This is a genomic window from Deltaproteobacteria bacterium, from assembly GCA_016210005.1.
Taxonomy (GTDB): domain Bacteria; phylum Desulfobacterota; class Binatia; order HRBIN30; family JACQVA1; genus JACQVA1.
Genome location: JACQVA010000104.1, coordinates 1 through 8,455, shown reverse-complemented (window position 1 = coordinate 8,455; position 8,455 = coordinate 1). Strand labels below are relative to the sequence as shown.

At 65.7% G+C, this 8,455-nt stretch carries 8 protein-coding genes; 3 read left to right on the top strand and 5 right to left on the bottom strand.

Annotated elements, in window-relative coordinates; all coding sequences use genetic code 11:
- Nucleotides 1-96: 96 nt before the first annotated feature.
- Nucleotides 97-354: a hypothetical protein gene (locus HY699_10230; protein ID MBI4516176.1), complete on the bottom strand. Its 258-nt coding sequence runs from the start codon at nt 352-354 to the stop codon at nt 97-99.
- Between the two features lie 239 nt (nt 355-593).
- Here HY699_10230 and HY699_10225 point away from each other — a divergent pair, with 239 nt between their 5' ends.
- From HY699_10225 to HY699_10215, 3 genes are all read left to right on the top strand, one after another.
- Nucleotides 594-800 (top strand): hypothetical protein, encoded by a 207-nt coding sequence (locus HY699_10225; protein ID MBI4516175.1) that lies wholly within the window; start codon nt 594-596, stop codon nt 798-800.
- Nucleotides 801-830: 30 nt separating this feature from the next.
- The gene (gene uvrA / locus HY699_10220) at nt 831-3,680 is read left to right on the top strand and encodes an excinuclease ABC subunit UvrA (protein MBI4516174.1); all 2,850 of its coding nucleotides are present in this window, start codon (nt 831-833) and stop codon (nt 3,678-3,680) included.
- A 76-nt stretch (nt 3,681-3,756) separates the two neighbouring features.
- Nucleotides 3,757-4,842 (top strand): hypothetical protein, encoded by a 1,086-nt coding sequence (locus HY699_10215; protein ID MBI4516173.1) that lies wholly within the window; start codon nt 3,757-3,759, stop codon nt 4,840-4,842.
- Nucleotides 4,843-4,881: 39 nt separating this feature from the next.
- On the opposite strand, the gene HY699_10210 is transcribed toward HY699_10215, so the two are convergent.
- From HY699_10210 to HY699_10195, 4 genes are all read right to left on the bottom strand, one after another.
- Complete coding sequence (locus HY699_10210) at nt 4,882-5,325, bottom strand: hypothetical protein (GenBank protein MBI4516172.1); 444 nt, start codon at nt 5,323-5,325, stop codon at nt 4,882-4,884.
- Nucleotides 5,326-5,339: 14 nt separating this feature from the next.
- Complete coding sequence (locus HY699_10205) at nt 5,340-6,953, bottom strand: tetratricopeptide repeat protein (protein ID MBI4516171.1); 1,614 nt, start codon at nt 6,951-6,953, stop codon at nt 5,340-5,342.
- Nucleotides 6,954-7,069: 116 nt separating this feature from the next.
- Nucleotides 7,070-7,384 carry a DUF3467 domain-containing protein gene (locus HY699_10200; GenBank protein ID MBI4516170.1) on the bottom strand — a complete coding sequence of 105 codons (315 nt, stop codon included), beginning with the start codon at nt 7,382-7,384 and terminating at the stop codon, nt 7,070-7,072.
- A gap of 88 nt (nt 7,385-7,472) precedes the next feature.
- Nucleotides 7,473-8,455 (bottom strand): DUF72 domain-containing protein (locus HY699_10195; protein ID MBI4516169.1); only part of this gene is annotated, 983 nt, incomplete at its 5' end.

The following is an 8,455-nucleotide window of genomic DNA, read 5'->3' as shown; positions in this document are numbered from 1 at the left end:
TTGCGCCCCAACGGGCGACAGCACCACTGTCGCGGCGAATTTATTGCCGCTCCTGCGCACTTGCTGCATGCGCTCCGCGCCAACAGCTCCGTCTGCTTACGCTGATCCTACCGCGCGCACGCGACTATGACAGGACCCTGCAATCCACCAGCGGGGGTGCTCCAGGCCGGTGTCATCGAGGTCATCGTACAACTCCAGGTAGCCTTGGCGGGCGCTCCCAGCGTCCACGATCAGCGCCAGGGCCTCGCGTAGGAACGGCTCGAGTTCGCGCTGCCGCCCCAAGTGCAGCAGCCGCATATAGAGATTGCGCTCGCGCCGGATTCTGACGATCTCGGTGTTCTCTGGCTCGCTCATCCAACGACCGCCACGATCTGCCTTGTAGACCATCCGCGCTAGGCGACGCAACAAACCAAAAATGCACACTCCCCGCTCCCGGGGGACACCGTACACTGCAGTGGACAGCGGCCGGCGAAGTGTACACTGGAGTTGACGGTCGGTGGCTGCGGTAGCGGGCCACGGCACCAGTTGGCAGTCCCAAGTGGCGCGGCGCGCCAATTGCTCTTACCCGCGGACGGCGCCGGCGGGGAGTTGCGATGCCGAATAAGACAGCGGGAGGAGCCTCGCTTCCTCCAGACCTCATCTTTGTGATCCAGCTGCGGCCGGACGCCGCCCCCGAGCACGGCCGGCTGGCCGGCCGCGTCGAGCACTTGTGGACGGGGCAGATGGCCGATTTCGACTCCCCGCAGTCGCTGCTGGCCTTCGTGACACGCGTACTCAAGCGGGGGCAAGGCCGCTTTTGACTTTCGCCGGCCGACTTGTGAGTCTTTCCGTTGATGTCGGATCGCATCGTCATCATCGGGGCGCGCGAGCACAACCTCAAGAACCTCACGGTCGAGATCCCGCGGGACCGCCTGGTCGTGATCACCGGGCTGTCGGGCTCGGGCAAGTCGTCGCTCGCGTTCGATACCATTTACGCCGAGGGCCAGCGGCGTTACGTCGAATCGCTCTCCGCCTACGCGCGCCAGTTCTTGGAACAGATGGAGAAGCCCGACGTCGATTCGATTGACGGACTCTCGCCCGCAATCTCCATCGAGCAGAAGACTACCAGCAAGAACCCGCGCTCGACGGTCGGGACGGTAACCGAGATCTACGACTATCTGCGCTTGCTCTTCGCCCGCATTGGCAAACCTTACTGCTACCAGTGCGGCAAGCCGATCGCGGCGCAGACGATTCAGCAGATTGTGGATCAGGTGGCGGCGCGGCCGCCGCAGACGCGGCTGCACGTGCTGGCGCCGATCGCCCGCGGCCGCAAGGGCGAATATCGCAAGGAGTTGCTCGACCTGCGCAAGGCCGGCTTCGTGCGCGCCCGCATCGACGGCAAGCTGCGGGATCTGGCCGAAGACATCGTGCTCGCCAAACAGCAGAAGCACACCATCGAGGTACTGGTCGATCGGCTGGTGATCCGGCATGGGATCGAAAAGCGGCTGGCCGACTCGCTGGCGGTCGCCTGCCGTTACGGCGATGAGGTGGTGAAGATCGAGGTCTTGGGCGACAGCGGCGAGGCGGTGAAGGAGGCGATTCTTTACAGCCAGAAGTTCGCCTGTGTCGATTGCTGCATTTCCTATCCCGAGCTTACGCCGCGGATGTTCTCGTTCAACAATCCCCACGGCGCCTGCTCGACTTGCACCGGGCTGGGTACCAGCCGCTACTTCGATCCGGAATTGATCGTGCCGAACCCCGAGCTGGCGCTCGCCGACGGCGCCATCGCACCCTGGGAACGCAAGAGCGCCGGCCACTATCGCGACGACGTGCTGCAAGCCCTGGCGCAGCACTATCGCTTCGATCTGAGCACGCCGTTCAAAGACTTGCCGGCCAAGATCAAGCAGGCGGTTCTCACCGGCTCGGGCGACGACGAGATCGTGTTCTTCTACGAGAAGGGCGGCCGGCGCTACGAGTTTCGCCGTGTCTGGGAAGGCGTCATCAGCGCACTCGATCGCCGTTACCGAGAAACCGACTCGGAGTGGATCCGCGCGGAGTTGGAAGCGTTCATGAATGAGCGCCCGTGTCCGGCCTGCGGCGGCGCGCGCCTGCAGCGCGCCGCGCTGTCGGTGCGCATCCACGGCAAGACCGTCACCGAGGTGGCGGCGATGTCGGTGACTGAGGCTCTCGCCTTCTTCTCCGGCCTGGCGCTGACGGCACAAGAGGAAACCATCGCGCGGCGCATTCTCAAGGAGATCGTCGAGCGCTTGGGCTTCTTGACCAACGTCGGCTTGGATTACCTGAGCCTGGAGCGCAGCGCGGCCACGCTCTCGGGCGGCGAAGGGCAACGTATCCGGCTGGCGACGCAGATCGGCTCCAGCCTGATGGGCGTGCTCTACATTCTCGACGAGCCCTCGATCGGCCTGCACCAGCGCGACAACGCCCGCTTGCTCGCCACCCTCAAGCGCCTGCGTGATCTCGGCAACACGGTGCTGGTGGTCGAACACGACCGCGACACCATCATCGAGGCCGATCATGTCATCGACATGGGCCCCGGCGCCGGCGTGCACGGCGGCCACATCGTCGCGCAAGGCACGCCGGCCGCGGTCATGCGCGACCCGGCCTCGCTCACCGGGCAATATTTGTCGGGCACCCGTGAGATCGCCGTGCCGCCGCGCCGGCGCAAGGGCAGCGGCCGGGCGCTGGTGCTGAAGGGCGCGCGCCAGAACAACTTGCGCAACCTCGACGTCACTATCCCGCTCGGTACCATGACCTGCGTCACCGGCGTCTCGGGCTCAGGCAAGAGCTCGCTGGTAATTGACACGCTCTACTCGGCCTTGGCGCAGCGCTTCTACGGCAGCAAAGAACGCCCCGGCCTCCACGGCGAGATTCAGGGCTGGCAGCTGCTCGACAAGGTGATCGACATCGACCAGGCGCCGATCGGCCGCACGCCGCGCTCGAATCCGGCAACCTACACCGGGCTGTTTGCTCACATCCGCGACCTGTTTGCGCAGCTGCCCGAAGCCCGTGCCCGCGGCTACGGCCCGGGACGCTTTTCGTTCAACGTCAAGGGCGGCCGTTGCGAAGCCTGCGCCGGCGACGGCTTGATCACCATCGAGATGCACTTCCTGCCCGATGTCTTCGTCACTTGCGAGGTGTGCGGCGGCAAGCGTTACAACCGCGAGACCCTCGAAGTGCTCTACAAGGGCAAGAGCATCGCCGAGGTGCTCGACTCGACCGTGGCCGCCGCGCTCGACTTCCTCAGCTCCATTCCCCCGATTCGACAGAAGCTCGAGACCCTGCACGACGTCGGACTCGACTACATCCACCTGGGCCAGTCGGCCACCACCTTGTCCGGCGGCGAGGCCCAGCGCATCAAGCTGGCCAAAGAGCTGAGCCGACGGGCGACCGGCAAGACGCTCTACATCCTCGACGAGCCGACCACCGGCCTGCATTTCGATGACATCCGGCGGTTGCTGGCGGTGCTCGAGCGGCTCGTCGATGCCGGTAATACTATTGTGATCATCGAGCACAACCTAGATGTTATCAAGACGGCGGATTACCTCATCGACCTCGGCCCCGAAGGCGGCAACGGCGGCGGCCGGATCGTCGCCGCCGGCACACCGGAGGAGGTCGCCCGGGTGCACGACTCCTACACCGGCCAGTACCTACGCCGCGTGCTGCCCGGGATGGCCGCGTAGGGCCGCGGCAGGCGGGTTGCGGTAGCGCCCCGTCTGTGGTCTGTGCTCCCTGCGAATGCTTTCTTGAGGAGGTCCCATGCTTACCCGCGGCGATGAATATCCGCTCCACCAAACTCCCGAGCCGGTTGCGAACGTCGGCACCAGCGATCGCAACTTCTACGATCGCTTCTTCTTCAACGGCTTCGCGCGCGACGGCAGCATGTACTTCGCCGCGGCGATGGGGCAGTACCCCAATCGCAGCGTCATGGACGCGGCCTTCAGCGTCGTCCACAAAGGCCGCCAGTACGCGCTGCGCGCCTCGTGCCGTATGGGTGCGGACCGCATGGTCACACAGGTCGGACCGATCGGCGTGCAGGTGGTTGAACCGTTGCAAAAGCTGCGCTTGGTAGTGCAGCCGAACCCCCACGAGATCAGCGGCGATCTGCTGTTTGTCGGCCGAGCGCCGGTGCTGGAGGAGCCGCGCTTCAACAAGCGCGTCGACGGCCGGCTGTTCATTGACTACACCCGCTTGACGCAACACGTAACGGTGGAAGGTACGCTTCAGGTCGCGGGCGAAACCATCCGGATTACACCCGATCGCTTCTGGGGCTTTCGCGATCGGTCGTGGGGCGTCCGTCCGGTCGGCGAGCGCGAAGCCGGCGCGCCGGGCTCGGCGCCGCAATTCTTCTGGCTGTGGTCACCGATGCACTTCGACGATCTTTGCACGCACTTCGACGTCAACGAAGACGCCGACGGCACGCAGTGGCACAGCGTTGGGATGCTGATCCCGAACGGCGGGGCGGTCGAGCACATGCAGTCGGTGGCCCATCGTCTCGAGTTCCAGTCCGGCACCCGGCACGCGCGGCGGGCCGAGATCAGGCTGCGGCGCCGCTCGGGCGAAGAACTTCAGATCGAGCTCACGCCGTTGTACAGCTTTTACATGGTGGGGCTGGGTTACATGCACCCGCAATGGGGCCACGGCATGTATGTTGGCGAGAACGAAATGGGCGGCGAGTCGTGGAACCTGTCGGAAGTTGATCCGGGAGTGCCGCTCTACCTCCACATCCAGGCCGTTTGCCAAGCCAAGTTCGGCCAGCGCCAGGGTATCGGGGTGCTGGAGCAGCTGATCCTCGGCACGCACCAGCCGTATGGTTTCAAGGACCTATTCGACATGGCGCCGTGAGGGCGATCACCGCCCGGCGCCGGCGGCGATCGTGGCCGCTCACTGTGCTGCCGGCGTGTATTCGAGCGTGATCTGACCCTTGTTATCGACGAACTGGGAGCGCGAGATCACCAGGCGCAGGCCCTTGAAGCGCGCCGGGGCGCTGGCGCCGGTGAGGTCGTAGACATGGGTCTCGAACGGGCTGCCCTCGGCCATGATCTGGGCCTTGGTGCCGAGCTGCTTTCCAAAATGCTCGGCCGCGGCTTTCACCTGATCGAGCGGCAGGGTGTAGATCGCGATCTGCTTGGTGCCGCCGCGCTCGAGCGCGATGGCGTCGGTGCTCAACTTGCGGTTGAGCTGCGCCCCGGCAAACGCCTCGAGCTTGAGCGACGCCGGGTCGAAAATCCGTGCCAGCCACGCTGCCGGGCCTTCTTGGACGGCCAGCGGCAGCCCCGAGACCAGCGTCACGAGCAAGGCGGCGACTTGTAGTGCTCTCGCTCTCATGCACTTCCTCCCGCTTACGAACCCAAGGTGCTCAGCCAGCGCTCTTCGAAGTCCGCCAAGCTGCCGGGGTAGGTGGCGGCGAATGCCACCGGCAGCGGCTGCTGGCCCAGGTCGCTGACCAATTGCGGCAGCTTGCGGGTGCCGTAGCGGTCGATCAACTCTCGCACCGCCAGGTAGCTCTGCGCATAGGCGACCTGCGCGCGCGGCTGCGCCAGGTGGGTGAACGGGCCGCTGATTTCGTGCAAGCGGAACAGCTCACTGCCACTGACAGCTTCTTCGGCCCAGGCTCGGCGCTCACCGTCATGCTCCTCTTCTGCCCACACCGCGAGCCCCTCGCTCAGCCAGGCCGGGCAGCGCTGGCGCGAAAGCTCGGCGACCACGCTGTGCATGTACTCGTGGCGTAGCAGGCGGGGCAGCGCGGGGTCATGCCGCTCGAGGCCGCGCACCGGCACTTTGATGCGGCCGTCGTAAGCCCCTGCCGCCCACACCGGTGTCTGGGTGATGGCGTGAAAGTCCTGGGCCGCGTAGAGCACGACTTCCGTCGTCCGGTCAGGCACGCTGCCCAACTTGACCGCCACCTCGTGGCGCGCGTCCTCGAGCCCCTCGAGCACCAGCTGCGCCGCCACGCGGTTCTCACCTTCGGCGAAGGTCACCCGGAAGTGGCCATTCTCGAGCGCGGAGAAGTCCCACTCGGCATCGACCTCGCGGCTGAGTCGTTCGAGCAAGGTGTCGAGTTGCGGGCTCTGGGCGCCGGCGTCACGGGCGCGCTGGAGGGTGGCGAGCGCCCGCTGCCGATCGTTGAGACGCAAGTAGACTTCGCCCAAAGCCAGCAGGGCTCCCGAATCCTTGACGCCCGCCGCGATGGCCTGTTCCAAATCGACCCGGGCCGACTCGTAGTCAGCGGCTTGCAGGTGGGCCAGACCGCGTGCGTGGCGCGCGTCACTGCGTTCGCCGAAGCCGAGCGCTTCGTCGAGCTGCGCCAGGGCTTCGGCGCTCTGGTGCGCTTCGAGCTTGCGCAGCGCACTGTTCAACAGCGCGGTCTGCAAGTTCTGCCTGACTACCGGCTGCTCAGGAGCGACTCGCAGGGCCTGACGCAGCCGCTCGATCGCCGGCTCGTACTGCCCTTGTTGCGCCAATGCCACCGCTTGTGCGTTGAGCGCGAGCGCTTGCGCCTCGGTTTCGCTTTGAGCCTCCTCGGCCGGTGGTGGGTCTACTTGCGCCAGCGGCGCCGGCCGCGCGGGTGCCACCGGCAGCACTGGCAAATGCGCTACCTGGCGGGGCTGCGGCAGCCACCAGACGGCCGCGGCCCCGACCACGACAACCAGCAATGTGGCCAGCGACCAGCGGGCGCCACGCGGGCTGGCCGTGCTGACCACGAATGCCGGCGGGGCGGCCACCGGCACCAGCTTGATGTGCGCCCCCAGGCCTTCAAATTCCTGGCGCAACTGCTGCGCCCGCTGTGCCGGGATCTGACCGAACAGGCGTTGCGGAATCGGAGTGCTGCGGTCGATCGGCGGCGGGCCCTCCGGCGTTGGCGCCATGGCCGCAAGGTGCTCCAGCACCCGCTCACGTGCCAGGTCGTTGCGGTAGCCGAACAACACTACGTCACAGCGGTCGCGCTCGGACATCGTGTCCACCGGGGCGAAGTCTATCGAACAAATCCCCGGCTCGCCACCGTGATGTTGCGGGGTGAGGTCGCGGGCGGGAGCGCACAGCGGGCGCCGGTCCACCGCGGCGGCGCGGATCAGTGCACCATCTTCGGCAGGTCGGTGGCTTCTTGTATCGGTCCGAACATCTCTTCGTAGCGGCGAACGTTTTCTTGCAGCGCGCGCAGAATTCGCTTGGTATGTTCCGGAGTCGTGATCACCCGAGAGCGCAAGTTGGCCACCGATTGCCCTTGCGGCGTGCGCTGTGGCTGCACGAAGAGGAAGTCGAGCACGAATTCCTCCTTGCGGTGGGTGATCATCATGAGGTTGGAATAGACGCCGGATGCATTGGCGGCGTCGATCTGGACTTGGATCTGATGTTGCTCGGCCACGGGCCGGCTCTCGTCAGCCATGGGCACCTCCGTTCTCGCTTCAGCTCGCCTGGCACATCGGGCGGCATCGCGGGCGTGCGCAGCGGACACCGCGTCGCGCCGCGATAGCTTACCCGCTTTTGGCTTCCAGCAACTGCCCCTGACCGTCCAAGAAGCTACGAAGGCGGGCCGCCAGACGCGGACCTTTGCCCTCGGCTTCGTGCTTGAAATAGACGAAGGCATCGGTCCATTGCGGCGCGGCGTCCTGTAGCCGGCGGGCCCAGCCGGCGAGGTCTTCGTCGCTGTAGTCGAGCTTGCGCAGCCGGAAGTAGCCGAAGTTAGCTGTGATCTCGAACGGCGGGTGGCGGTCCTCAGCCTCCGAGATGCACAAGGCAACGCCGAAGCGGCGCAAGCACTCGAACACGTCATCGGCAAACCAGCTGGCGTTGCGAAACTCGCAGGCAGCGCGAAAGCCCGGCGGGAGCTGGTGGAGGAAGTCCTCGAGCCGCGAAGTATCCTTCTTCAGGAAGGGGGGCAGTTGGAAGAGCAGCGCGCCCAGCCGCTGCTTGAGGGCTTGGGCCGCGTCACAAAAGTCGCTCACCACGTCGGCGGCATCGCGCAGGCGCAGGTCGTGAGTGATGCGCCGGGGGGCTTTCAGGCTGAAGCCGAAGTGCTCCGGCGTTTCCTTGGCCCACCCCTGCAGCACGCGCACGGTGGGCAGGCGATAGAAGGTGTAGTTGATCTCCACCGAGGCGAACCGCTGCGCGTAGTAGCGCAGCATCTGGGGCTCGGGGAGGTCGGAGGGGTAGAAAGATCCCACCCACTCCTTGTAGCTAAAGCCGGAGGTGCCAACCCAGAACGTTGCCATCGCAGAGCCTCTATCATGCCGGTTGCGGGTAGAACAATGCTCGCGATTGGATGGCCGCGCAGCGGGTGTGCGACAAATCTGTGGGTAACGTGCAGCCGACCGGGCAACGCCGTACTTGGCCGAAAAACCCTCCACTACCTTGCTCTTATGCTGCCACACCCGCGTTGCCAGCTGTGAGGTCACCCCAATGTACAGCGTGCCGTTCCGTTTGCTGGCCAGGATGTAAACGCAGAACTGCTTGTCCA